21 protein-coding genes and 1 tRNA gene are annotated in these 25,184 nt (G+C 69.1%); 13 read left to right on the top strand and 9 right to left on the bottom strand.

The features are described 5' to 3' along the window. Positions 1-19: 19 nt before the first annotated feature. Together JHW38_RS25195 and JHW38_RS25190 are read right to left on the bottom strand one after the other, a co-directional pair. Positions 20-3,178 carry a multidrug efflux RND transporter permease subunit gene (locus JHW38_RS25195; RefSeq protein ID WP_207523996.1) on the bottom strand — a complete coding sequence of 1,053 codons (3,159 nt, stop codon included), beginning with the start codon at positions 3,176-3,178 and terminating at the stop codon, positions 20-22. Next, positions 3,175-4,389, bottom strand: a complete 1,215-nt coding sequence (locus JHW38_RS25190; RefSeq protein WP_207523995.1) for an efflux RND transporter periplasmic adaptor subunit — start codon at positions 4,387-4,389, stop codon at positions 3,175-3,177. The genes JHW38_RS25195 and JHW38_RS25190 overlap by 4 nt, the downstream gene beginning before the upstream one ends. 332 nt (positions 4,390-4,721) lie before the next feature. On the opposite strand from JHW38_RS25190, the gene JHW38_RS25185 reads away from it, so the two are divergent. Further along, positions 4,722-5,291, top strand: coding sequence for a hypothetical protein (locus JHW38_RS25185; RefSeq protein WP_207523994.1), 570 nt, complete (start codon positions 4,722-4,724; stop codon positions 5,289-5,291). A 13-nt stretch (positions 5,292-5,304) separates the two neighbouring features. Here JHW38_RS25185 and JHW38_RS25180 read toward each other — a convergent pair whose 3' ends face one another. After that, positions 5,305-6,123, bottom strand: a complete 819-nt coding sequence (locus JHW38_RS25180; RefSeq protein ID WP_207523993.1) for a glutaminyl-peptide cyclotransferase — start codon at positions 6,121-6,123, stop codon at positions 5,305-5,307. 29 nt (positions 6,124-6,152) lie between these two features. Here JHW38_RS25180 and JHW38_RS25175 point away from each other — a divergent pair, with 29 nt between their 5' ends. Next, entirely contained in the window at positions 6,153-6,383 is a 231-nt protein-coding gene (locus JHW38_RS25175) for a lysozyme (protein WP_343225459.1), read from the top strand. Positions 6,384-7,144: 761 nt separating this feature from the next. On the opposite strand, the gene JHW38_RS25170 is transcribed toward JHW38_RS25175, so the two are convergent. Continuing rightward, positions 7,145-8,056 (bottom strand): hypothetical protein, encoded by a 912-nt coding sequence (locus JHW38_RS25170; protein WP_207523991.1) that lies wholly within the window; start codon positions 8,054-8,056, stop codon positions 7,145-7,147. 762 nt (positions 8,057-8,818) lie between these two features. On the opposite strand from JHW38_RS25170, the gene parC reads away from it, so the two are divergent. The 3 genes from parC (at position 8,819) to JHW38_RS25155 (ending at position 12,353) form a co-directional block, all read left to right on the top strand. Next, on the top strand, positions 8,819-11,062 hold the full coding sequence (gene parC / locus JHW38_RS25165; protein ID WP_207523990.1) for a DNA topoisomerase IV subunit A: 2,244 nt from the start codon (positions 8,819-8,821) through the stop codon (positions 11,060-11,062). Between the two features lie 61 nt (positions 11,063-11,123). Continuing rightward, positions 11,124-11,861 (top strand): hypothetical protein, encoded by a 738-nt coding sequence (locus tag JHW38_RS25160; RefSeq protein WP_207523989.1) that lies wholly within the window; start codon positions 11,124-11,126, stop codon positions 11,859-11,861. Between the two features lie 324 nt (positions 11,862-12,185). After that, the gene (locus tag JHW38_RS25155; protein ID WP_207523988.1) at positions 12,186-12,353 is read left to right on the top strand and encodes a hypothetical protein; all 168 of its coding nucleotides are present in this window, start codon (positions 12,186-12,188) and stop codon (positions 12,351-12,353) included. A gap of 112 nt (positions 12,354-12,465) precedes the next feature. Here JHW38_RS25155 and JHW38_RS25150 read toward each other — a convergent pair whose 3' ends face one another. From JHW38_RS25150 to JHW38_RS25130, 5 genes are all read right to left on the bottom strand, one after another. Further along, complete coding sequence (locus tag JHW38_RS25150) at positions 12,466-13,005, bottom strand: hypothetical protein (protein WP_207523987.1); 540 nt, start codon at positions 13,003-13,005, stop codon at positions 12,466-12,468. Positions 13,006-13,158: 153 nt separating this feature from the next. Further along, positions 13,159-13,770: a cysteine hydrolase family protein gene (locus tag JHW38_RS25145; RefSeq protein WP_207523986.1), complete on the bottom strand. Its 612-nt coding sequence runs from the start codon at positions 13,768-13,770 to the stop codon at positions 13,159-13,161. A 229-nt stretch (positions 13,771-13,999) separates the two neighbouring features. Next, complete coding sequence (locus tag JHW38_RS25140) at positions 14,000-14,911, bottom strand: cupin domain-containing protein (protein WP_207523985.1); 912 nt, start codon at positions 14,909-14,911, stop codon at positions 14,000-14,002. A 154-nt stretch (positions 14,912-15,065) separates the two neighbouring features. Beyond that, on the bottom strand, positions 15,066-15,521 hold the full coding sequence (locus tag JHW38_RS25135) for a hypothetical protein (protein WP_242691095.1): 456 nt from the start codon (positions 15,519-15,521) through the stop codon (positions 15,066-15,068). A 257-nt stretch (positions 15,522-15,778) separates the two neighbouring features. Beyond that, entirely contained in the window at positions 15,779-20,035 is a 4,257-nt protein-coding gene (locus tag JHW38_RS25130) for an autotransporter domain-containing protein (RefSeq protein WP_207523984.1), read from the bottom strand. Between the two features lie 635 nt (positions 20,036-20,670). Here JHW38_RS25130 and JHW38_RS25125 point away from each other — a divergent pair. The 8 genes from JHW38_RS25125 to JHW38_RS25090 all read left to right on the top strand — a co-directional run bounded on the left by JHW38_RS25125 (position 20,671) and on the right by JHW38_RS25090 (position 25,079). Next, positions 20,671-20,747 (top strand) — tRNA-Arg (locus JHW38_RS25125). Positions 20,748-20,897: 150 nt separating this feature from the next. Further along, positions 20,898-22,430 (top strand): L-piperidine-6-carboxylate dehydrogenase, encoded by a 1,533-nt coding sequence (gene amaB, locus JHW38_RS25120; RefSeq protein ID WP_207523983.1) that lies wholly within the window; start codon positions 20,898-20,900, stop codon positions 22,428-22,430. Positions 22,431-22,781: 351 nt separating this feature from the next. After that, entirely contained in the window at positions 22,782-23,000 is a 219-nt protein-coding gene (locus JHW38_RS25115; protein WP_139174976.1) for a hypothetical protein, read from the top strand. A gap of 158 nt (positions 23,001-23,158) precedes the next feature. Further along, entirely contained in the window at positions 23,159-23,389 is a 231-nt protein-coding gene (locus JHW38_RS25110; protein WP_207523982.1) for a hypothetical protein, read from the top strand. Positions 23,390-23,511: 122 nt separating this feature from the next. Further along, positions 23,512-23,748, top strand: a complete 237-nt coding sequence (locus JHW38_RS25105; protein ID WP_207523981.1) for a hypothetical protein — start codon at positions 23,512-23,514, stop codon at positions 23,746-23,748. A gap of 112 nt (positions 23,749-23,860) precedes the next feature. Next, positions 23,861-24,097 carry a hypothetical protein gene (locus JHW38_RS25100; RefSeq protein ID WP_207523980.1) on the top strand — a complete coding sequence of 79 codons (237 nt, stop codon included), beginning with the start codon at positions 23,861-23,863 and terminating at the stop codon, positions 24,095-24,097. 309 nt (positions 24,098-24,406) lie between these two features. Further along, the gene (locus JHW38_RS25095) at positions 24,407-24,703 is read left to right on the top strand and encodes a DUF4190 domain-containing protein (RefSeq protein WP_207523979.1); all 297 of its coding nucleotides are present in this window, start codon (positions 24,407-24,409) and stop codon (positions 24,701-24,703) included. Positions 24,704-24,797: 94 nt separating this feature from the next. Further along, positions 24,798-25,079, top strand: coding sequence for a hypothetical protein (locus JHW38_RS25090; RefSeq protein WP_207523978.1), 282 nt, complete (start codon positions 24,798-24,800; stop codon positions 25,077-25,079). The last annotated feature ends 105 nt before the right edge of the window (positions 25,080-25,184 follow it).

Below are 25,184 nucleotides of genomic sequence, written 5' to 3'. Positions count from 1 at the left end.
GCAGGCATCCTAACCCCGCTCAGGCCGCCGCGGGGCTGGCCAGCGGCGCGTCCGCGGCCGCGGACGACTCGCGGCGCCGGCTCAGGAACAGCCGGTCCAGGGCCAGATACACCACCGGGGTGCTGTACAGGGTCAGCAGCTGGCTGATCAGCAGGCCGCCGACCACCGCCACGCCGAGCGGCTGGCGCAGTTCCGAACCGGTGCCGAAGCCGAGCATCAGCGGAATCGCGCCGAGCAGCGCCGCCAGCGTGGTCATCGCGATCGGGCGGAACCGGGTCAGGCAGGCCTCGTGGATCGCATCGCGCGGCGACAGCCCGCGCTGGCGCTGCGCGTCGAGAGCGAAGTCGACCAGCAGGATGCCGTTCTTCTTGACGATGCCGATCAGCAGCACGATGCCGATCAAGGCCATGATCGAGAAATCCAGCTTCCACAGCCACAGCATCGCGACCGCGCCGATACCGGCCGACGGCAGCGTCGACAGGATCGTCAGCGGGTGCACGAAGCTCTCGTAGAGCACGCCGAGGATGATGTAGACCGCCAGCAGCGCGGCCAGGATCAGCAGCGGCTGGGTCGCCAGCGAATCGCGGAACGCCTGCGCGGTGCCCTGGAAATTGCCGCTGACGCCCGACGGCAGGCCGATCTCGCGCCCGGCCTGGGCGACCGCGTCGACCGCCTGCCCGAGCGCGACCCCGGGCGCGAGGTTGAACGAGATCGTGACCGCCGGTTGCAGCCCGTTGTGGTTGATCGCCAGCGAACCGTTGCCCGGCGGCTCCAGCCGCGCCACCGCCGACAGCGGCACCATCTGCCCGGTGGTCGGCGAGCGCAGGTGGAAATACGCCAGCGATTCGGCCTTGCCGCGCAGGCGCGGGTCGATCTCCAGGATCACCTTGTACTGGTTGGTCTGGGTCTGGAACTGGTTGATCTGGCGCTGGCCGAACGCGTCGTACAAGGCTTGGTCGATATCCACCGCGCTCAGGCCGAAGCGCGCCGCGGCGGTGCGGTCGATGCTCAGGCGGGTGACGCTGGCGCCGATCTGCTGGTCGTTGGACACGTCGCGCAGCAGCGCCGATTCGCGCAGCTTCGCGGTCAATCGATCGGCCCACGCCGCCAGTTCGCGGCTGTCCTGGCTGCGCAGCGCGTATTGGTACTGGGTGCGCGCCGGGCCGACGCCGAGGTTGATGTCCTGGGCCGAGCGCATGTAGATCGCGATGCCCGGCACCGCGGCGAGCTTGCCGCGCATGCGCTCGATGAACTGGTCGGCGGACACGTCGCGGTCGCCGCGGTCCTTGAGCGTGAACCACATGCGGCCGTTGCTCATGCTCGGGCTGCCGCCGGTGGCGCCGACGGAATGGTTGTAGGCCAGCAGCGCCGGGTCTTCGGCGGCGATCTTGGCCAGTTGCTGGTGCTTGGCCACCATTTCGTCGAAGGAAATGTCCTGCGCCGCCTCGGTGGTGGCGAACACGAACGCGGCGTCCTGCGAGGGGAAAAATCCTTTCGGAATCCAGGCGTAGCCGGCGACCGCGACGGCGACGGTGGCGGCGAAACCGGCCAGCACGGTGCGCTGATGGTTCAAGGCCCATTGCAGGCTGCGGTCGTAGCCGCGCAGCAGACGGTCCGCGAACGTGTCGCCGCCGCGCGCGTGCGCGGGCGGCTTGCGCATCAGCTGCGCGGCCATCATCGGCGCCAGGGTCAGCGAGGCGACGATGGAGATCAGGATCGCCACGGTCACGGTCATCGCGAACTCGGCGAACAAGCGGCCGACGATGCCGCCCATGAACAGCAGCGGGATGAACGCGGCGATCAGCGACAGGCTGATCGAGACCACGGTGAAGCCGATCTCGCCGGCGCCCTTGAGCGCGGCCTCGACCGGGCCCAGGCCGGCCTCGCGATGGCGGTGGATGTTCTCGACCACGACGATGGCGTCGTCGACCACGAAGCCGACCGCGATCACCAGCGCGACCAGGGTCAGGTTGTTGAGGCTGTAGCCGAGTACGTACATCGCCGCGAACGTCGCCGTCAGCGACACCACCAGCACCGCGCCGACGATCATCGTCGCCGACAGCTGGCGCAGGAACAGCCCCATCACCAGCACCACCAGCACGATGGTCAGGCCCAGGGTCAGCTCCACTTCGTGCAGCGAGGCGCGGATGGTGCGAGTGCGGTCGTTGAGCACGTCCACCTTGACCGTCGCCGGCAGCGCCTGCTGCAAACCCGGCAACGCGGCCAGCACGTTGTCGGTGGTCTTGACGATGTTGGCGCCGGGCTGGCGGAACACGATCAGCGACACGCCGGGCTGGCCGTTCGGCCACGACGCGACGTAATCGTTCTCGGCGCCGAAGCCGATCTTGGCGACCTCGCCGAGCCGCACCGGCGCGCCGTCGCGGTAGGCCACCACCAGTTTTTCGTAGTCGCGCGCCTCGAACAATTGGTCGTTGGCGTCGAGCGTGCTCATGCGCCGCTGCCCGACCAGCGCGCCCTTGGCCTGGTTGACGCTGGCGTTGCGCGCGGTTTCGCGCAGGTCGGCCAGGGTCAGGCCGAGCGCGGCCAGACGCTCGGGCGCGGCCTGGATGCGGATCGCCGGGCGCTGCTGGCCGACCACGTAGACCTCGCCGACGCCGTCGATCTGGGTCAGGTTGCGCGACAGCGCGGTTTCGGCGATGTCGCTCAGTTCGGTCAGCGGCAACTGCGGCCCGGTCACGCCGAGCACCAGGATCGGGCTGTCGGCCGGGTTGACCTTGAACCAGCGCGGCGGCGACGGCATGTCGGCCGGCAGCTGGCTTTGCGCGGCGTTGATCGCGGCCTGCACTTCCTGCACCGCGGTGTCGATGTTCTTGTCGAGCACGAACTGCAGGGTGATGTTGGTCTGGCCGAGCGCGCTGGACGAAGTCATCTCGGCCACGCCGGGCACGGTGGTGAGCCGGGTCTCCAGCGGCGTGGCGACCGCCGAGGCCATCGTTTCCGGGCTCGCGCCGGGCAGTTCGGCGTTGATGCGCAGGGTCGGGAAATCGGCTTGCGGCAGCGGCGCCACCGGCAACCGCGGTTGCGCGAATACGCCGAGCAGCAGCACCGCGGCGGTCAGCAGCGTCGTCGCCACCGGATGGCGCACGAACCACGCGGACACCGAAATGCGCGTCGCCGGGCTGCGCGGCGCGGCGTCGCCGGGCTCGCGGCCGCTCATCGCATCACCGTCGCCGTCGCTGCCGTCGCTGCCGTCGACGTCGCTGCGGTCGCCGGCCGCGCCGCGGCGACCACGGTGCCGGGCTTGAGCCGCGACTGGCCGTCGCGGACCACGGTGTCGCCGGGCTTGAGCGCGTTGGCCGCGGCCACGATCACCGCCAGCGTCGAATCCTGATAGCCCACTTTCACCGGCACCGCCGCGACTGTCGCGTCGGCGCCGACCTTGTACACGAAGCTGCCGTCGACGCCGCGCTGCAAGGCCTCGCTGGCGACCGTCAGCGCGTCCTCGTCGGCGCCGGTGCGCACGCGCACGCTGACCAGCTGGCCCGGCCACAGCGTATCGCCGGCGTTGGCGAACACCGCGCGCAGGCGCACCGTGCCGGTGGTTTCGTCGATGCGGTTGTCGATCACCCGCAATTCGCCTTCGGCCAGCAGGCGGCCGGCGTCGCGGTCCAGCGCCTGCACCTGCACCGCGCCGCCGGCCTGGGCGCGGCGCAGGCCGGGCAACTGGTCCTGGGTCAGCGCGAACACCACCGAGATCGGATCGACCTGTTCGACCGTGACGAGCCCGTCGGCGTCGCCGGTGCGCACCACATTGCCCGGATCGACCCGGCGCAGGCCGACCCGGCCGGCGATCGGCGACACGATGCGGGTGTAGGACAACTGCACGCGCGCGGCGTCGATGGTCGCCTGATTGTCCTGTGCGGTCGCTTGCAGTTGCTGCACCGAGGACGCCTGCTGGTCGAGCATCTGCCGCGCGATCAGCTGGCCGCCGGAGAGTTGCCGGAACCGGGTCAGGTCCGATTGCGCCGCGCTGAGCTGGGCGGCGTCGCGCGCGCGCCGCGCCTGCGCGCCGTCGAGGCCGGCGCGGATCGCGCGGTCGTCGATGCGCGCCAGCAGTTGCCCGCGCTGCACGCTCTGGCCTTCGTGGAACAGCACGTCGGTCAGCACGCCGTCGACCTGAGTGCGCAGGGTCGCGCGATTGAGCGCGGTCACCGTGCCGATGGTGTCCTGCCAATGCGGCACGTCGCGGCGTTCGACCTGGGCGGTCACCACCGGCACCGGCGCCGGCGCGGCCGGCGGCGCGGCGCCGCGGCTGTTGCCGAACTCGCCCAGGGCCAGGCCGGCGCCGACTACGGCGACGAGGCCGCCGGCGGCGAACGCGCGTTTGCGCAGGCGCGAGGAAGTTGCGGAGACGGCGGGGTCCGGCATGACGGCATCCTTGGCGGCGGGGCGGAATGAGAAAGGCGGCGTCCTTGGAGAAAAACGCCGCCCGCGGCCGGCGCAGGGGAGTGACGCGGACCACGCCGGAACTGTAGGAGCGCGGCGCCCACGCCACGCTGTCGTCGCGCTGACAAATTCGTCAGTTGCTGTCATTTCGCGGGCTATGACTTTCGGGCTAGCGGCTGCGGCCGGGCGCTCGCGCAACGGACCCAAAGCGCGGCTGCGACCGCCGTTGCAAGAACGCGGCGGCGGCCGCGTGCGCGCCGCGGTCTGCGCTAGCATCGGCGCATCCGCCGCCGCACCGGGAACCCACGCCGCGCATGACCGCGAACCCTCCGCCCTCGCGCGCCCGAGCCTGGCAGGTCGACGCCGCGCTGATCGTCGATGCGGTGTTCGAATCCGACGGCCGGGTCAGCGCCTGGGCGCGCCTGCCCGACGCCAGCTGGCGCGCGCTCGCGCCGGTGCTGGCCGGGCGCTACGACCGCATCGGTTTCGGCTTCGGTTTCGGCCTGCGCGTCGGCGCGGGCAGCGAGGATTTTCTGCGCAGCGGCATCGCCCGCACCCTGGAACTGGAAACGGCGCAGGCGATGCCCGGCGTCGCCGTCGACGGCGAGTCCTTCGACCTGCAAGTCTGCGAGTTCAGCGCCTACACCGCGTACCTGCTCGGCCGCACCGGCTTCAACCACTGGAACAGCAACGACGCCGAACTGTGCGCCGACGAGCTGTGCTTCTTCCGCGACGGCCGGGTCGAGCTGCTGGCGCAGCCGTGGAATTCGATGCTGCGCCTGTTCGCGGTCGAACACCGCTTCCTGCAGGAGATCGAAGCCGCGCATCCGCGCTTCGCCGGCGCGGTCTACGTCAGCGAGAACGGACGCCTGCGCGGCGTGTGAGCCGCCGCGACGCTCAGCGCTTGCCGGGCTTGGCCGGCGGCACCAGTTCGATCTGGAACAGGTCCGGCCACAGTTTGCCGGTCACGAACAAACGGTCGCCGGCCGCATCGTAGGCGATGCCGTTGAGCACGTCGGCGCCGCGGGTGCTGGTGCCGTGCTCGCGCAGCAGGCCGCTCAGGTCGATCCAGGCGCGCACGTTGCCGGTCTTGGGATCGATGCGGGCGATCTTGTCGGTCTGCCAGACGTTGGCGTAGATCTCGCCCTTGACCCACTCCAGTTCGTTGAGCTGATCGATCGCGCGGCCGTGGTCGCTGACCCGGATGCGCGAACGCTCGCGCAAGGTGGCCGGGTCGATCAGGCGGATCTGCGCGGTGCCGTCGCTCATGTAGATCGTGTCGGCCGAACGGGTCAGGCCCCAGCCTTCGCCTTCGTACTTGAAGATGCCGGCGAACGAGAAATCGGCGCGGTTGAGCACATAGCCGGCGCCGTTGGTCCAGCTCAGCACCAACAACTGCTCGCCGCGGTCGGTGAGCCCTTCGCCGAACACCTCCTCCGGCAGCGCCGTGCGTTGCAGCACCTTGCCGCTGTCGAGCTCGACCTTGCGCACCGAGGAGCGGCCGTTGAGGCCGGTGCTCTCGTACAGGTGGCCGTCCTTCCAGATCAGGCCCTGGGTGAAGGCCTGCGGGTCGTGCGGATGGCGCGCGATCACTTTGTAGGAATACACCGGCGCGGCCGCATGCGGCGCCGCCGGGGTCGGCGCGCAGGCGCTGGCGAGGGCGGCGCTGAGCGCGGCGAGGGCGAGCGGGCGCAGGCAGGGGCGACGCTGGGGCATGGGCGGGTCTCGGGAGCCAGGGCGCCAGAATACTGCGCCTCAGCGCTCCGCAGAGGGCCGCTCTGATCGACTTCGTGTTCAACCTGGGCGAGGCCAACTTCGCCAGCTCGACGCTACTGGCGCGCCTCAACGCGGGCGACTACGCCGCGGTCCCGGGACAACTCCTCCGGTGGAACAAGGCGACCGTCGCCGGCAAGAGGGTTGTGCTGGATGGCCTGACCACCCGCCGTTACGCTGAGGTACGCCTGTGGTCTACCTAATGCCTGCGGAGTTTGCACGTTTCAGAACCTACGCCCCTGCGCTTCTCGCGGAGGCCGTGGCCTGCACGCTTGCGGTCTTCGGCATCTCCCAAGCTATTCGAGCCATGTCATAGCGATCCGCTTACGCATCCAACCATATTGGTTCGCGTTTCGGTTGAGTTAACAAAACGCCCGGCCTTGGCCGGGCGTTCGCTCAAACGCTTGCCGTCGAATCCTTCCGCGTGTATGACGGCCACCCCACAGAGAAACCTGGATGATTCGAGACGTTACCGCGAGATCACGCTTTACCCGGCTCTCGTACGATTACGGTTCCACCCGTGCATTTGGGCGCACACCCCCCCGGATTGGGTACGCCGCCACCGCCCCCACCGCTTCCCCCGCCGCTACCGTCAGGGCCACCACTGCCTCCTCCTGACGACTGATTGGCGTTGTAGCGCGGCCCGCCTATATAGTTGTTTGGATCGTCGCTGCGGCTGTAATTCACACAGATTGACGCATTGCATACCACAAAGACATCTCCGGCCATCTGCCGATACGCGGAGTCTTCGTGCAAATTATTATCTATGACCGTTATATACTCCAACGTCGGCCTGTCTGGCGAAGGAGTGTTTAATTGACAAGAGGTCATGCATCGATACCCCCCGTACATGCCCGGCTTCCCTGTCGTCACGCTTCCCGCATAGGAGTAGACCCCTGCCGACGCAACCAACACGACCGACACACACGCCACAATCCATTTCAATCTACGCATCCTTTTGCCCCTAGTTCTTGCAACAAGTGGAATACAACTTCGCAGCAAGAGCATCGCCCTCAGCAATTTTTTCGGCACTAAGGCTTTTAGTTTTATTATCCATCAGTTCTTTGGAGGTCGTTCCCGGCGCCGACATTTCAATAAGACGATAGTATGCGTAGGAGCGCACTGCATCCTTTGGCACCATCACACCGCCCTCATACGCCCCCACATACCACATCATCGCGTCGATATCTCCCTTTTCGACCAGCGCACTCATATACCCCTGGGCCTTTCGCTTATAGCGATCCACAGCAGCAGGATCGGCGAGCATCTCCGCCGCGCTCTTGAAGAAAGCACGCGAGTTAAGGGCGTATAGCCTCTGTGCGACTGTGTCGCCCCCATCTGCGGCCCGCTCCAGCCACTTTCCCTGCTCTGACAGAAGACTGGCGGAGTTCTCGCAATCCTTCCGAATGCGTTGTTGATCGGCGATATACTGACTGCCCGATGCGCCCACGCGCTCAATTGCCTCTGCGGCTTGCTCTATCGTCGAGACATCCTGCTGATTTGCGCACTCGTAAAGCTTCAGATGAATCAGCAAAGCCGCTCGGGCATCACCCGCTTCAGCCTGGGCGCGAAGCTGCGCGATCACCTCTTGCGCATTCCCAGGGGGCGGAACAACGGATTCGCTCGAGGAACGAGCAACTCTACGTCCAGCCGCGCCGCGCTTTTTGCTGTCTTGATGGTCTTTAGCATCTGCGGTCAACTCATTGTTCCTGGCCGACCGCATTGCCGTCACGTCCGCCGCCGCATTCGCTTCTCCAAGCTGCGACTCTCTCTTCAAGAACAGATAGGCTCCGCACGCGGCAGCCAGCAGTGCCAGAACAGAAAGCCACAACGCGCGCCTATTCCGTGTGACTTCTTTTCGTTCACTTACATTCATCGGTCCTCCCACTAGCCACCATTTGTTTCTCCAAAGATCAGCCAACTGAGGGCAGCGTTACTCGATAGTCCGACCAGGGGCCGTCATAGATAAAAAAGTCCACTTCATGCCAGCTTGAGGGCTATAACGACGTATGGCACCCCCCTCCCTACCCACCAATGAGCGATTTGTTAGCAAGCTCTTCTTGTAACAAAAATACCAATGCGTATTTTGTGAGACTTATGCGCAGATTCGCTGTGAACCACCCACGCAGAGAAGGGGGGGGTTTACAACGCTGGCATCATAGTATGAAACCCTATGTTTTACCTTGGGTTTCTCGGTTTCTAACAGCAGGAGATACACCTATGTAACACCTAAGTTCCTCCTGAAAGTTCGCCAGAGGTTCTCTTGATGCTCCGCGCTGTTGTCCTCCCGCTCCCGCTCCTGACCGCCTGCTCGCAAAGCGCCCCTGAGGCCACACCGAAGGCCGGCTCTGTGTCCGTACTGGACATCCCGCCGGCTGAGCCGCGGAGTAATCCGGCGGAGGTCATCGCCGAGGCCGAGAAGCGCAACGAAGGTGGCCTCAATGAGCGACTCCGGGCTGAGCGCAAGGCAAGGCGGCAGGCCGATCATCAGACGCCCTGAGTCGCCTCCGCTTGCGGACGGGTCCCGGGCTGCGCCCGGCTCGGTCCGGCGCCGCGCGCCCTTCACCCCGGTCGCACCTCCTGCGACCTCACCCCGGGTAGAATCCGGCCCTCTGCCCCACCCGGTCGCCAGTTTCAAATGACAGATTCCGTACGTATGGCGTTCCACGGCTTCGAACAGATCCCGCTGCGCGAATACGCCGAACGCGCCTACCTGGACTACTCGATGTACGTGGTCCTGGACCGCGCCCTGCCGTTCCTCGGCGACGGCCTCAAGCCGGTCCAGCGCCGCATCATCTACGCCATGAGCGAGCTGGGCCTGAACGCCCAGTCCAAGCCGAAGAAGTCCGCGCGCACCGTGGGCGATGTGATCGGCAAATACCATCCGCACGGCGACAGCGCCTGCTACGAGGCGATGGTGTTGATGGCGCAGCCGTTCTCCTACCGCTATCCGTTGGTCGAGGGCCAGGGCAACTTCGGCTCGACCGACGATCCCAAGTCGTTCGCGGCGATGCGCTACACCGAGTCCAAGCTGACCCCGCTGGCCGAAGTGCTGCTCGGCGAGCTCGGCCAGGGCACGGTGGACTGGGACCCGAACTTCGACGGCACCCTGGAAGAACCCACCTGGATGCCGGCGCGGCTGCCGCACCTGCTGCTCAACGGCACCACCGGAATCGCCGTGGGCATGGCCACCGACGTGCCGCCGCACAACTTGAACGAAGTGGTCAGCGCCTGCGTGCGCCTGCTCGACGACCCGGACGCGACCACCCGCGACCTGTGCGAGCACGTGCTCGGCCCGGACTACCCGACCACGGCCGAAATCATCACCCCGCGCGCCGACCTGCTGCAGATGTACGAAACCGGCCTCGGCAGCGTGCGCGCGCGCGCCGTGTTCGAGAAGGACGGCGGCAACCTGGTCGTCACCGCCCTGCCCTACCAGACCTCGCCGGGCAAGGTGATCGAACAGATCGCCACCCAGATGCGGGCCAAGAAGCTGCCGTGGCTGGAAGACATCCGCGACGAGTCCGACCACGCCAATCCGACCCGGATCGTGCTGGTGCCGCGCTCCAACCGCGTCGACGCCGACCAGCTGATGGGGCATCTGTTCGCCACCACCGACCTGGAACGCAGCTTCCGCGTCAACTTCAACGTCATCGGCCTGGACGGCCGCCCGCAGGTCAAGGGCCTGAAGGCGTTCCTCAGCGAATGGCTGAGCTTCCGCGCCGACACCGTCACCCGCCGTCTGAACCACCGGCTGGAGAAGGTCGAGCGCCGCCTGCACCTGTTGCAGGGTTTGCTGGTCGCGTTCCTCAACCTCGACGAAGTCATCCGCATCATCCGCACCGAGGACGAACCGCGTCCGGTGCTGATGAAGCGCTTCGACCTCACCGAAGAGCAGACCGACTACATCCTGGAAACCCGCCTGCGCCAGTTGGCGCGGCTGGAAGAGATGAAGATCCGCGGCGAGCAGGCCGAACTGGAGAAGGAGCGCGAACAGCTGATCGCGACCCTCGCCAGCAAGACCAAGCTCAAGAAGCTGATCAAGGACGAACTGCTGGCCGATGCCAAGAAGTTCGGCGACGCGCGCCGCTCGCCGCTGGTCTCGCGCGTGGCCGCGCAGGCGCTGTCGGAAACCGAACTGGTCGCCAGCGAGCCGATGACCGTGGTGGTCAGCGAAAAGGGCTGGGTGCGCGCGGCCAAGGGCCACGACGTGGATGCCGCGGCGCTGAGCTACCGCGACGGCGACAGCGTGCTGGCGTACGTGCGCGGACGCAGCACCCAGCAGGTCGCGTTCCTGGATTCGACCGGGCGCGCTTACTCGACGCTGATCCACAGCCTGCCGTCGGCGCGCGGCAATGGCGAACCCCTGACCGGGCGGTTCTCGCCTGCCGCGGGCGCATCGTTCCAGGCACTGGCGGCTGGCGACAACGAACACCGCTTCGTGCTGTCCAGTTCGCACGGCTATGGTTTCGTCACCCGCTTCGAAAACCTCACCGGCCGCAACAAGGCCGGCAAGGCGATGCTGTCGCTGACCCCGAACGCCAAGGTGCTGCAACCGGCGCAGATCGGCGACGTCGATCAGGACCGCGTGGTCGCGGTGACCAACGTCGGCCATCTGCTTGCGTTCCCGGTCGCCGAGTTGCCGGAACTCGACAAGGGCAAAGGCAACAAGATCATCGACATTCCGAAGGCCAAGCTCGGCACCGAGCGCGTAGTCGCGGTCGCGGTGGTGGCACCGGGGCAGACGCTGAGCGTCAAGTCGGGGGCGCGGACGATGAGTCTGTCGTTCAAGGATCTGGATGCGTACCTGGGTGCGCGCGCGACTCGCGGCGGGTTGTTGCCGCGTGGGTGGCAGAAGGTGGAAGGGTTGGCGGTCGAGTAAGGCCGCCGTTGCGAACCGTGCCTGGACTCGCCGGGCACGGAGCTTCCGAGAGACACGCGTCATGCTCGAACGCGAGCGCTTGATCGCCCTGATCAGAAAAATCGCCGACTGCGACGGCAGCGAAGCGGACATCGACGAGGCGCTGGAACAACTGGATCGGCTGTCGCCGATGTCGGGCGCCAGCGACCTGATCTTCCATCACGATCCCGAACTGACGCCCGAACAGATCGCCGACCGGCTGCTGACTTATCAGCCCACGCCTCTGCATCGCGGCGCGATCGACCCGCAGGATCCTCATTACCTCGCCATCGCCGCTCATTACGGCGAGCGCACCGCCGCACGCAGCGGCGTGAAGCTGCTCCGGCATATCGACGAAGGACTTGCGGTGCTGCTGGCCATCGGCGCGCCGCTGCGGGCGATGCAGGGCTATTGCCTGCATCCGTTGCTGCAGGACGACGATTCGCTGCGCCTCTCCTTGCTGCCCGATTCGACGCTGTACCGCCACGCTCCCGACCCAGGCGCGGTCGCCCTGGCGATGGAGTACCGCCGCGTCGCCAATGCCTATCTGTCCCAGCACTGCACCGGCCCCGACGACGTCATAGCGCTCAGCCCGCTGGCTGAAGTCAACCAAATGCTGATCGCCGACAAAGTCCAGAACCGCAAGGACTTCGAGCGCTATCACCTGGGCGCTCATCCGCGTTCGGACGTGTTGGCGCAGTATTTCGCCAACTGGTTGCGGGCGCTGGGAGTCGGCGAAACGCGCTATCGCATGCTGTGCGAACGGCTCGATTCGCTCTGAACGCTATCGTACTTGCGCCGCGTTGGCCGCTGGAAGGATCCACCGGCGCTTTCGGCCGTACCCAATCTCGTGCCGGGCATCGATCTCCAAAAGAAAGCCTCGCATGCCGCAGGCAGAAGCCTGCAGGTCCACCGCCGCGGGCTCATCCAACCGTCCACCTTGCCGACTCTGGCGAGGCCGCCTTGCCCACCCTGCCCGAACGACACCGCTGGCCCGAACCATTCCATTTGCGCAAACCCGTGCGGGCCGGTGCGGGCGTAGGCTGCCTGCACGCGCCGTCGGCGCGGCGCGGCGATCCCGCGCACTGACTGAGTGGAGATTGATATGAATCGCGAAAAAGCCGAACAGATCGCGGCGCATCTCGCCGCGGGGATGCTCGCCAGCGGGCAGTACGCCATGAGCGAGGATACCGGCGGCGATGCCGAGTTCGTCGCGTCGTTGTACAACGCGATCGTCGACAAGTTGGTGGTCACGCGCTCGGCCGACGGTTGACGGGAAATCCGCGGCGCAACCCGCAACCCCTGTAGGAGCGACGCGAGTCGCGACCGCGGAGTTGCAAGGTTGCGTCGCGACTGCGGCGGCGCGGTCGCGGCTTGCGCCGCTCCTACAGGGAGTTGCCGACGCCGAGGTAATGCGCCACTACTTGCTCGAACTTGCGCTCGTCGAAGCGCAGGCCGTTGGTGTAAACGAGCACCGGCGTACCGACAGTGGAATGCGTGGACGCCATACGCTTGTAGTAGCGATGATCGCGATGCGCGGCCAGGAACCGCTCGGGATCCTTGAGCAGGATCTTGTAGCCGCGCAAGCCGGAACCGGTGATGTCGGCATGGGCTTGCACACCCGCGATGTCGCTCCACTTGATCCGGATCGTACCGTTCAAGTCCAGCCCTTCAGGACCGGCCTTGAGCGGACTGCCGCCGCGGACCTTGATCGCGCCGAGCGCGGCCAGGCCCAAGCCCAGCACGCAGCCCAGCGCGGTCATCGGATAGAAGATGCGCGGATCGCGCAGGAACGAGCGCAGGCTGTCGGGGTCGGGGCCGCGCAGCAGCAGATACGCGCATCCGATGCCCAGCGCGAGCAGGAACGCGCTCGCCAGCAGGACTTTGCCCTTGGCGATATCGGCGGTGAAGGTCGGGTAGTTCATGCGGGCGCCTCGAAGTCCGTTCGCGGCCCGGCGCGGCCGGGCGTCCATGCGGGCGCGGGCCCGATGCGCCCGCAGGCTAGCACGATGCGCGAGCGGCGGCGCGCAGGCGCCGCGCCGCCGGTCCGGCCGCAGCGGCGCCGCGAATCCGCGCGCTCAGTCCACAGGCAACGCCAACACCTGATCGGTGCGCAGGATCTCGCCGAAAGTGTCGGCGATCGACGCCAACGCGGCGCGGTGCAAGTCCGCATGCGGCAGCACGCTGCCGTCGGCGGTGTCGAGGTCGCGCGTCGCGCACGCATCGCCGGCGACGATGGCTTCGAAACCCAGCGGCACCGCGTCGCGCGCGGCGCCGGCGACGCAGGCGTGGGTCATCAGGCCGGCGATCACCAGCGTGTCGACGCCGGCCTGCTTGAGCTGATGCTCGATGTCGGTGCTGGCGAACACGCTGACCGAGGTCTTGCGCACCACGCGATGGTTCGCGGCCGGTTGCAGCCGTTCGTGGAAGTGCACGCCGTCGCTGTGTTCGGCGAACACCGGCGCCTGCGGCGGCGTCACGTGCTGGATGTGGAAGACCGGCAGGCCGTGGGCGTCGGCGTGCGCGATCAGCTTCTGCGCGTTGCTCAACGCCGCGGCGCCGTCGGGAATCGGCAGGCGTCCGCTGAAGTATTCGTTCTGGAAATCGATGACCAACAGCGCGGTGCGGCCGGCAGCGAGCGAGCGCGGAGCGGCGGCGCCGCCGAGGGTGCGAAGCGTGGGATGGTTCATGGGCGGATCCGTCGGGGAATCGAAAAGGAACACGCGTCCGTTCGCCGGCGTTCGGGCCTGCGACTGGGCTTGTGCTGGAGGCGCGCGATGGCGATGGGCCGAAGGCCGGCGATTTCGGCGCGGGCTTCGGGCCCGGAAAAATTTAGACGCGACGCGATGTCGCCACAATTAAGCCGAGTGCTGGCCGCTTAAACGATCGTCCACGGCCGCGACCGGCGCAACGAACCGATCAGCCGGCGCTTCGGCGCGCCGCGCCCGGGGTTTCGCCGGCGATGGTCCGGAACGCCAGATGCATCCCGACCACCGAGGCGTAGCCGACCTGCTGCGCCACCGTTTCCTGCGACAGCTCGGTGCCGCGCAACAGGCGCCGCGCCTCGGCCACGCGGATGCGCGCCAGATGCCGCGCCGGCGGCTCGCCGACCAAGGCGGCGAAGCGCGCCGACAACGCCGATTTCGACAGGCCGGCGTGCGCCGCCAGTTCTTCCAGCGAGCATTTTTCGGCGAAGTGGGTGTACATGTAGTACAGGCAACGGGCGATGCGCGGATCGCGCAGCGCGCTGGCGCCATCGTCGTCGCCGTCGCGTTCGCGGCCGGCGACGGCGCGCTCCAGGCCGAGGCTGTAGATCAGCTCCAAGGCGCGCAGCAGCACCGGATTGCGCAGCGCGCTCGCGCGTTCGAGTTCCTGGCTCAAGCCGCGCAACGCGTGGCTGAGCATCGGCTCGGCGGCGACGGCCGCGGCCTCGACCACCATCGCCGGCGGAAACAGCCGGCACAGCGGCATCGCGCTGGCGGCGTCGTAATGCAGGCCGGCGCAGAGCACGCGCGGCGCAATGGCGCCCTGCTCAGTTGCCGCGCAGGAGCGGCGCAGCAACGCCGCCGGCAACGAAGCCGAGGCATCGAGCTTCGCCAGCCACTCGGCCACGCTATGCGGAAACAGCGCCAGATCGCCTTGCTGCAACCTCAGCGAACGGCCGTCGTGGTCGAGCTCGACCGCGCCGCGCACGGCGTACACGAACATGCCGTTGGCCGTCGCGGCGGGCGCCGACTGCCAGCGCTGCTGCGAATCGGTGTCGCACACGAACCGCGCTTCCAGGCGGACGCGGGTCAGCAGGGCGATCAGCAGGTCGGCTTGTTCCAGCATGCTCGGGGCGCGGCGCGCGGCGGTGCGTGAGCCGCGACGATAGGCCAGGCCCGGCGTCGTTGTCAGCCACTCCAGTGCGCAACGGCCCGGATACGCAACATCCTCGGCCCGCGACGCGGACGCGGCCTGGGCCGCGCCCGCGCGCAACCGCGCGTTACGAACCCGCCGGCCGCGGGCGCGCTTCGAACATCGGCACCACCGCGCCCGTGGCCGCGCTGCCGTCGGCCTTCCACACCACGGTTTCGACCGGGAATTCCTGCTTGCGCGTCATCGCGTCGACTTGGCGGGCGATCAGCTTCGCCGCGCCTTCGACCTCGGGATTCCAGGCGAACACGCCGGCCTTGCCGTACCACACCGCCGGCGTGGCTTTGTCGAGGCGGCGGTCGGGGCACATCGTATAGCGATGCTGCGCCAGTACGCGCAGCGCGCCGACCGGGACCGCGCGCACGCCGGGCGTGGTGCGTTCCTTCGAATGGCCGGGGCACACGCTGGCGGATTGGGCGATGGCCGATTCATAGACTTCGGCGTCGCTCTGCGCCTGGGCGGCGCCGGCGGCAAGCAGGGCGAAAACGGCGAGCGCGAGGCGGGCGGAGGAAGCGGGATGCGGCATGGCGAAAGCTCCTTGTTCGGCATCTGCGCGGACAGCGGGGGCGTCCGCGGTAGCGGCCCGTGCGCGGATCCGTTCCGCGCCGCTGGCGAAAACGGGCCGGGCGCAGCATAGCCAAGCCGCGCGGCGCAGATGTAAGGATTCGGTGAGCGCGACGGCGACGGGTTTCGCCGCTCGCGCTTCAAGCCGCGACTGCTCGCGAGCCGATCGCGAAGGCCCTGCACCGCCCGGAACTTCGCTCCGGGCGGTGCGCGATCGCCTCAGCGACCGCCGTCGGCGCTGCCGGTCGCCTGCGCGCCGGTCTGGTTCGCGGCCACGCCGTCGACCGACGCCGCAGCGGCCGACAGGCCGTTGCCGGCGCTGCCCGGCGAGTACGACAGCAACACGCCGAAGCTGGTGTCCGAATCCAGCCCGCTGGCGTGCTGGCGGCGCAGCAGCAACGACAGGCGCCAGCGCCGCGCCAGTTCCATGTCGATGCCTGCGCCATAGCTCAGCGCGTTGTCGCCGTAGCTGCGCAGGCGCAGCAGGTAGTCGCTGGCGTTCGGCAGCACCACGTAGTTCAGGCGCACGTCGCTGCGGTCTTCCAATGCATCGCGGTACTCGACCATCCAGTACGGGCGGAACAGGTTGCCGCGCGTGGTCAGGATCGGGAAGCTGCCTTCCAGGCCGAGCGCGGCGCCGCTGTTTTCCACGGTCTGCGAGCCGTAGCTCAGGTCGTAGATGCCCAGCCCGGTTTCGCGGTAGCCGTCGAGCTTGGTGCGGCTGCCGTCCAGGCGCGCGTAGCCGGTCAGCAGCACGCCGCCGTCGCTGGTGTGCTCGTAACCGGCGGTCAGCGAACCGAACACCTGGTCGCCTTCGCGGTCGGCGCGGGCGACCGCGCCGGCGGTGGCGCTGAAACGACGGATGTCGTAGTCCAGGCGGCCCCAGCCGAGGATGCCGTCGACGAACCAGCGTTCGCTCGGGCGCCACAGGCCGTACAGCGACAGCGCGCGCTGGCGCGCTTCGAGCTTGGAGCGGCCGTCGTCGAGGTCGCTGTCGTTCCAGCCGTAACCGCCGGCCACGCCGAGCAGGAAGCGCTCGCCGATGCGCCAGTCGGCGCCGACGGTGAGGCCGTCGCTCTGGAAGTCGAAGCCGTCGCTGCGCGCATTGCGGTCGCGCTGGCCGTTGCTGATGGTGCCGGCCGTCCACAGGCCCCAGCCCTGCGGCAGGCGCGAGCCGTCGATCTGCGCGATCTGCTGGCCGCTCAGCGACATGCCGCCGCCGGCGCGGGTGTTGTAGCTCAGCGCGATGCCGTTGCTGGTGCGGCTGGCGCCGGCGTAGCGCTGCTGGCGCAGGCGGTCGTTGATGTTGGACTGCTGCGCCGTGGCGAAGCGCACCGCGGCGTCGGTCTGCGCCTGCAGGCCGCCGACCACGCTGGGGTCGCGGGTCGGGTCGGGCCGGCCGGACACGGTCAACACCAGGCTGACGCTGCCTTGCAGGTAATTGGGCGTAGCCGCCTGGGTCGCGGTCAGCGTGGCCACGCCGGCGCCGACGATGGTCACGCGGCGGCCGCTGACGGTGGCCACCGCGGTGTTGTCGCTGGCGAAGGTGAAGGCGCCGGCGCTGTTGCTGCTCGGGTTCGGCAGGTCGAACGCGGCTTCGCCGTAGGTCTTGGCGATGTCGCCGATCCAGCTCAGCTGCGGCGTGGCGCCGCCGATCAGCACCTGCAGCGCGACTTGCGGCGCGGCGGTGTAGTTGGCGTTGCCGGCCTGGTCGGCGGTTAGGGCGCAATTGCCCGCGGCGAGCATGCTCACCGTGCTGCCGCTGACCGTACACACCGCCGGCGAAGCGCTGGCGAACACCACCGGATTGCCCGACGGGCCGCCGGTCGCCGACACGCTGAAGCTGCCGCCCGGCGTGTACACCGGCGCGGCCGGGTTGGCGGCGAAGTTGCTGATCGTCTGCGCCGCGGCGCCGATGGTCACGTCCAGCGTCGCTTGCGGCGCCGCGCTGTAGTTGGCGTCGGCGGCCTGGTTCGCGGTCAGCGAACACTGGCCCGCGCTGAGCATGGTCACGGTGCTGCCGCTGACCGTACACACCGCCGCGCTGGCGCTGGCGAACACGACCGGGCTGGTCGAGGCGCCGGGCGTGGCCGACACGCTGAAGGTGCCGCCGGCGGCGAACACCGGCGCGGCCGGATTCGCGGCGAAATTGCTGATGGACTGCGCGGCCAGGGCGATGGTCACGTCCAGCGTCACCTGCGGCGAAGCGCTGTAGTTGGCGTCGCCGGCCTGGTTCGCGGTCAACGAACACGTGCCCGCGGCGAGCGTGGTCACCGTGCTGCCGGCGACCGTACACACCGCCGGGCTGGCGCTGGCGAACACCACCGGGCTGGTCGACAGGCCCGGCGTGGCCGAGACGGCGAAGTTGCCGCCCGGCGCGTACACCGGGGTGGCCGGATTGGCCGCAAAGTTGCTGATCGACTGGGTCGCCGCGCCGATGCTCACGGTGAAGCTCGCCTGCGGCGCCGCGGCGTAGTTGGCGTTGCCGGCCTGGTCGGCGGTCAGCGCACAGGTGCCGGCCGACACGATCGTCGCGGTGTTGCCGCTGATCGTGCACACGCCGGCGCTGGTGCTCGCGAAGGTGACCGGATTGCCGGACGCGCCGCCGCTCGCAGACACGGTGAAGGTGCCGCCCGGGGCGTACACCGGCGCAGCCGGGTTCGAAGCGAAGCCGCCGATGGCCTGCGCAGCCTGGCCGATGTTGACGGTCAGCGCGGCTTGCGGCGCAGCGCTGTAGTTGGCGTTGCCGGCCTGGTCGGCGGTCAGCGCACACGCGCCCGCGGCGACGGTGGTGACGGTGCTGCCGGCGACGCCGCAGACCGCCGGGCTGGCGCTGGCGAACACGACCGGATTGCCGGACGCGCCGCCGGTCGCGGAGACGCTGAACGTGCCGCCCGGCGCATACGTCGGCGCGGCCGGGTTGGCGGCGAAGGCGGTGATCGCCTGGGCGCCCTGGGCGACCGTCAAGGTGTAGGCGCGGGTGCCGCTGAAGCTGTTGCTGGAGGTCGCCTGCACGGTGAAGTTGAACGAGCCGGCCGCGGTCGGTGTACCCGACAGCACGCCCGCGTTCGACAAGGCCAGCCCGGGCGGCAAGGCGCCGGCGCTGACCGCGAACGTGTACGGCGCGGCGCCGCCGTTGCCGCTGCTGGCCGTGAGGGTTTGCGAATACGCCGTGTTGAGCGCGGCGTTCGGCAAGGTCGGCGGCGCCACCGTGACGGTCACGGTGGTGCACGCGAGCGCGATGTTGGTGACGTTCGCGGCGATCGCCGCGCCGCTGGCCGGGGTCGCCGTGCATATCTGTCCGGCCGGCGCGCCGAGCACGCTGACGTTCCAGTTGGCGCCCTGCGGCAAGCGGGTCGGGAAGACGAAGCTGGTCGCGGCCTGGGCCACGACGACTTGCTGGCTGCCGGCCGGGTTGGTCGCGGCCAGTTGCAGGGTGACCGGGCCGGTCTGGCCGGCCGCGGTGCCGCCGACCGAGAAGGTCGGCGACGCGAAACAGATCAGCGCCGCGCCGTTGCCGGTCTGCACGCCGTTGTTGAAGACCACGCCGGTCAGTCCGGTCGCGGCCGAGCTGCCGCCCGCGCCGCCGCCGCCGCCGCCGTTCCAGTTCTGCTGGCAGGCCGTGGTGCCCACGCCCGCGCCGCCGCCGCCCGCGCCGACCGTGGCGCCGCCACCGCCGCCGCCGCCGAAGCCGGCGCCGCTGAAGGAACCGGAGAAATTGAACGAATCGCCGCCGTCGCCGTTGGCGGCGTTGCCGGCCGTGGCCGGGAAGTTGCTGCAACCGGCACCGCCGGCGCCGCCGGTACCGACCGTACCGCCGCCGCCGCCGAACGGGCCGGGGCCGCCGGGCACGGTCGCGCCGGTGCCGCCGGTACCGCCGCCGCCGACGCCGCCGGTGCCGCCGGCGATCACGTTGGTGGTGCTCCAGCCGGCGTTGCCGCCGCCACCGCCGCCGCCGGCGATGGCGACGCGGTTGCCGATGCCGTTGCCGCCGGCGCGCAGATCGGTGGCGCCGCCGCCGATGCCGTCGACGCCCTGGCCGATGCCGCCGGGATTGACCGCCTGCGAGGCTTGCCCGCCGACCCAGACCGACAGGGCCTGGCCGGGCGTCACCGCCAGGGTGCCGCGCACGCGGCCGCCGAGGCCGCCGATGCCGCCGGGAGAATTGGGACTGCCGCCGATGGTGCCGGCGCCGCTGCGCCCGGCCCCGCCCTGGGCGCCGCTGAGGTACACGGTGAGCGAGTGCACGCCGGCCGGGACGCTGATGGTCTGCTCGCCGCCGGTGAAGCCGAACGCCGCCGGCGTTTCGCCGACCGCGCAGCTTTGCGCCTGCGCCGCGCCGGCCAGGCCGAGGCCCGGCAACAGCAACCACGCCGCCCACCACGCCGCGCGGCGACGTCCCTCGCCCGCGCGCGACCCCGCGCTCGCGCGCACCGACGCGCCCGCGCGCCCCGCCCCATCCATCGAACCGATCATGTTGTCCCCTGACGGATCGCCGCTCGGCGTTCCGGTCATCCCATTGCCTCTGGCGACGCCTGCCCACGACGCGCGCCCCGAATGCGCGGACGGGCGCAACGCCCGACCCCGCGCCACGTCCACGACCGTCCCCCTCTGGATCGGCCGTCCGGACGCCTTGCTGTCTGGAAATCCCAGATGTATCTCCCGTGTAACGCGGAACAAATGCGATTCCGGTCACCGATTTGCGCAATTTGTACGCATTCTTCGTACGTAAAAGCGCCATTGGCCTGACCTGCGGCGGTCATCGACCGGCCAACGGCATCACCTCCGGGTCGAACCGTCGCCACGCGCCGCGGCCGCCGCGGCAGCGCGGCGCTGGATTGCAGTGGCGCCGCGACGCCGGCATCCGGCGCCGGGCCGTTCCCCGGCCGCGTGGACAAAACGTCCGCTCCTGCTTCTTCTTGCGATCGCACCAGCGGTCTGGCTCGGCCCAGCGGCTTGCGCCCAGGCCGGCGGCGCGGCCCCTGACCTCGGATCGCCGCTCGTGGCTACAATAGGCGGATGGCGCCGCGCCGCATCCCGGCACGGACCGGACCGGCTCCGGAACCGCCCGGCTCCCGGAGAACCCGCATAAGCCATTGATTCAAAAAGCCGGCCCCGTAGCTCAGCTGGATAGAGCATCCCCCTCCTAAGGGGAAGGTCACACGTTCGAATCGTGTCGGGGTCGCCACCCATCACCGCAGCGCGCCCGATGGCGCGCGAGTCGCGCCGCTTCCGCGCGCGCCGCAGTTCCCCAACCCCGCTCTCCTATCCCGCCTTTCCCTTCCCGCCTCACCCAAGCGCCACGCCCCCCGGCGTGCCACCACCTGGAGCTTTCGGTATGACCCACCCCGTTCTCGCCGCCCTGGGACTCAAAGACAACGAGTCCGGCACCTACCTCGGCCACGGCGAATGGTCCAAGACCGCCGACGCCGGCGTGCTGGAACCCGTCAATCCCACCGACGGCGAAGTGCTGGCGCGCGTGCAGGCCTCGTCGCAGGCCGACTACGACACCATCGTCGCCCGCGCCCAGGCCGCGTTCGCGGTTTGGCGCACCACCCCGGCGCCGCGCCGCGGCGAAGCGATCCGCCTGTGCAGCGACGCGCTGCGCAAGCACAAGGACGCGCTGGGTTCGCTGGTCGCGCTGGAGATGGGCAAGTCCAAGCCCGAGGGCGACGGCGAAGTGCAGGAGATGATCGACATCGGCGATTTCGCCGTCGGTCTGTCGCGCCAGCTGTACGGCCTGACCATGCACTCCGAGCGTCCCGGCCACCGCATGTACGAGCAGTGGCATCCGCTCGGCCTCGTCGGCGTGATCTCGGCGTTCAACTTCCCGGTCGCGGTGTGGGCCTGGAACAGCTTCATCGCGGCGATCTGCGGCGACATCACCATCTGGAAGCCCTCGCCGAAGACCCCGCTGTCGGCGATCGCGTCGATGAAGATCTGCAACGAGGCGCTGCGCGCCGGCGGCTTCCCCGATCTGTTCTTCCTGTTCAACGACGCCGGCACCGAGCTGGCCTCGAACTTCGTCGACGACAAGCGCATCGGCCTGGTCAGCTTCACCGGTTCGACCAAGGTCGGCCGCCAGGTCGGCGAGCGCGTCGCCCGCCGCATGGGCCGTTCGCTGCTGGAACTCGGCGGCAACAACGCGATCATCGTCGACGCCAGCGCCGACCTGAAGCTGGCGATTCCGGCGATCGCGTTCGGCGCGGTCGGCACCGCCGGCCAGCGCTGCACCACCACCCGCCGCCTGTTCGTGCACGAGTCGATCTTTGACGACGTGCTGGCCAAGCTGATCGCCGCGTACAAGCAGGTCGAGAAGAAGATCGGCGACCCGACCGACCCGGCCAACCTGATGGGCCCGCTCAACAGCCAGGACGGCGTGCAGGCGTATCTGGACGCGATCGCCAAGGCCAAGGCCAGCGGCGGCAAGGTCGAGACCGGCGGCGAGCGCATCGACCGCAAGGGCAACTTCGTGCTGCCGGCGATCGTCACCGGCCTGAGCAACGACGCCGAAGTCGTGCAGACCGAAACCTTCGCGCCGATCCTGTACGTGATGAAGTTCAGCAAGCTCGAAGACGCCATCGAGTTGCAGAACGACGTGCCGCAGGGCCTGTCCTCGTCGATCTTCACCGCGAATCTCAAGGCGGCCGAAGCGTTCCTGTCGGCGGCCGGTTCGGACTGCGGCATCGCCAACGTCAACATCGGCACCTCCGGCGCCGAGATCGGCGGCGCGTTCGGCGGCGAGAAGGAAACCGGCGGCGGCCGCGAGTCGGGTTCGGACGCATGGCGCGCCTACATGCGCCGCCAGACCAACACGATCAACTACTCCGACGCGCTGCCGCTGGCCCAGGGCATCAAGTTCGATCTGTAATCGCGTCGCGCTGCGGCGCGGTTCGTGCGAAACACCTGCGAGGCGGCCGGCGACGGCCGCCTCGTTGCGTTTGGCGCGGCGAACGGCTCGCGCGGTTGCGGCGTTGCCAGGTCGGCCCGAAATTCGCGCACGCGAAACCGCCGAATTCGCCGCGCGATTTACCGACCGTACGTGCGGCATCGCCTCAGGAGGGGACGGCCCATCCGCCGCGACGCCTGCCGCTCCGCAGCGGGCTCCGCGTTCTGTGATCCTCCGCGTGAATTCCGCCGCGGCCGCACATGACCCGGACGCCCGCGCGCGCCTAGCATCGACGGGCCAGATGGACTGGCGACAGGAAAAGGAGCGTTCGCGATGTCACGCCGCATGTTCCGTTTGACCGCAGTGGCCCTGGGCGTATTCGGTTTTTCCGCCGCGCTGACCGCGTCGGCCGGCCTGCCGAACTGCGACTACTGCCTGCAGGGCTATTACCAGTGCCGGGACAACACCCCCGACGCGCAGCCCAGTTGCATGGACCAGTTGTTCCAGTGCCAGATCGACAATCGCTGCGAGCCGACCTTCCCGCCGGACTGAATCCGCGCGCGAACGTCGACGCCGCGGCCCGCGGATGCGAATCCGCGGGCCGTTCGCGTCGCCGCCGTGCGCGGACCGCGACGCCGATATCGATACCGCCGCGTGCGCGCGCCTAGGATGGCCGGGCCAGACGGACTGGCGACACAGGAGGGACGCTTGTGGACACAAGGAACCGTAGCAACCGCGCGCGCCTGATCGCCTTCGCCGTGGCCGCGTTCGGCCTCGGCGCCGCGCTGTCGGCCGGCGCCGAACCGCCGCAGTGCCTGCATTGCGTGCAGGACTATTACTACTGCCGCGACTACAGCGGCAACGATTACGGCACCTGCTCGAACAATTTCATGAACTGCCAGATGGACGGCGGCTGCCCGGTCGGCCTGCCGCCGCCGTAACTCCCCGCGCGCGACCGCGGTCGCCGCATTCGCGGACGGCTCGCCATCGCAATGCGCGCGACGGCGGCGCATGCGGCAGCGACGCCCCACACCCTCGCCACATACGACCTCAGGAAGAAGTCATGCCTCTGCGTCCCTCGTTCACCCGCTCGCGCCTGAGCGCGCTCGCCTTCGCCGCGTTCGCCTTCGCTGCCGCGCTTACCGCCACCGCTGCAGGGCAGGACTGCCAGCGCTGCATGGACGGCTATTACGCCTGCCGCGCCAGCGGCTTCGACCACGACTCCTGCGTCAACGACCTGTATTTCTGCCAGCAGGTCTATCGCTGCGCGCGCGAGGAACCGCCGCAGATCGATCCGTAAGCATCCGCGGCCGGCGACGCGTCCGCCGCCGGCCGCGCGCACCGCGCTGTACCCGCCGTTGCATCCCGGCAGTCGCCGTCGCGATCTGCCTCGTCACGACATAGGAGGTCTCATGAACGTCCGTACCCGCACTCCGCGCCTGGGCCTGCGCCTGGGCACGCTGGCCCTGGCCGTGTTCGGCTTCGCCACCGCGCTGACCGCCAGCGCCGGTTTCCCGAACTGCGGCCAGTGCTTGAACGACTACTACGCCTGCCGCAACGCCGGCGGCGATTTCGACAGCTGCGCCAATCCGTTCTGGGATTGCGAACGGGCCAACGGCTGCCCGCTGAGCTTCCCGCCGGACATCTGATCGCCCGGCGCGATGCCGGCACGGGCCCGCGGACGCGCATCCGCGGGCCCGTGCGCACATGCAGGCGCAGCGCATGCAGGCGCAAGTGCAGGCGACGCGTGCGCCGGTCAGCGCGCTTGGGCGCGACCTCGCGCGGACCCAGCCATGCGCCGGCGCAACCGCGCGCCGACGAATGCGTGCGCCGACGCAGGCTCGTCCCGACGCAAGCGGACGCACGCGCAACCGCATTCCAGACGCCAACCCGCATTGGCCGCCGCGTACCGACGCGTCGTATGCTGTGACAGCTATCACTTCGCGCAGGAACGCCCCATGCAAAGCCCCGTTCGCCAGACCAGCGGCACCGCCATCTTCAGCCTCGTCGCCGGCGTGCTCGGCTGGACCCTGCTGCCGTTCCTCGGCAGCCTCGCGGCGATCGTCAGCGGCCACATGGCCCGTTCGCAGATCCGCCGCGCGCCCGACCGCCTCGACGGCGACGGCCTGGCCATCGCCGGCCTGGTGCTCGGCTGGGCCTCGGTCATCATCGCCGTGCTCAGCGTGATCGCGATCGTGGTTTTCTTCGGCGGACTCGCCGCGATCCTGGCGTTTCTCGGCCAGCAGCACTACTGAGCGCGGCATGCTGCGATGCGGCTTGCCGGGCGCGGCCGGCGGCCTCTAGCGTGGCCCGGCCAGAAGGACTGGCGCCACGCACAGGACGCATCGAATGAATCTTCGCCCGTTGTCGAATACTTCGCCCGCCGCCGATCCGCATGCCGCGCAAGCGCGCTCGCGCCGCCGCTTGCGCCTGGGCGCCGTCGCCCTCGGCGTGTTCGGCTTCGCCGCCGCGCTGACCGCGACCGCCCAGGTCGAGCAGTGCGAGCGTTGCCGCATCGAATGGGAGAGCTGCCTGCTGCATGCCGAGTCGCCGACGCAGGCGCAGGGCTGCGACAATCGCTACAGCAGCTGCATGCGGCCACTGGATTGTCCGGCGCCGGAGGCGCGCTGAAGCCCGGCCCTCACCCCAAACCCGCCCCGGCCCGAACGCATAGCGTTCGGGCGTTCGGTGCTGCGCGAGCCAATGGCTCGCAAGCGCAGCCCCTCACCCCGCAAG

Source organism: Lysobacter enzymogenes (genome assembly GCF_017355525.1).
In the GTDB taxonomy this organism is placed as follows: Bacteria; Pseudomonadota; Gammaproteobacteria; order Xanthomonadales; family Xanthomonadaceae; genus Lysobacter; species Lysobacter enzymogenes_C.
The sequence above is the reverse complement of the archived record's forward strand: the minus strand, read 5'-3'. Positions and strand labels throughout refer to the sequence as shown.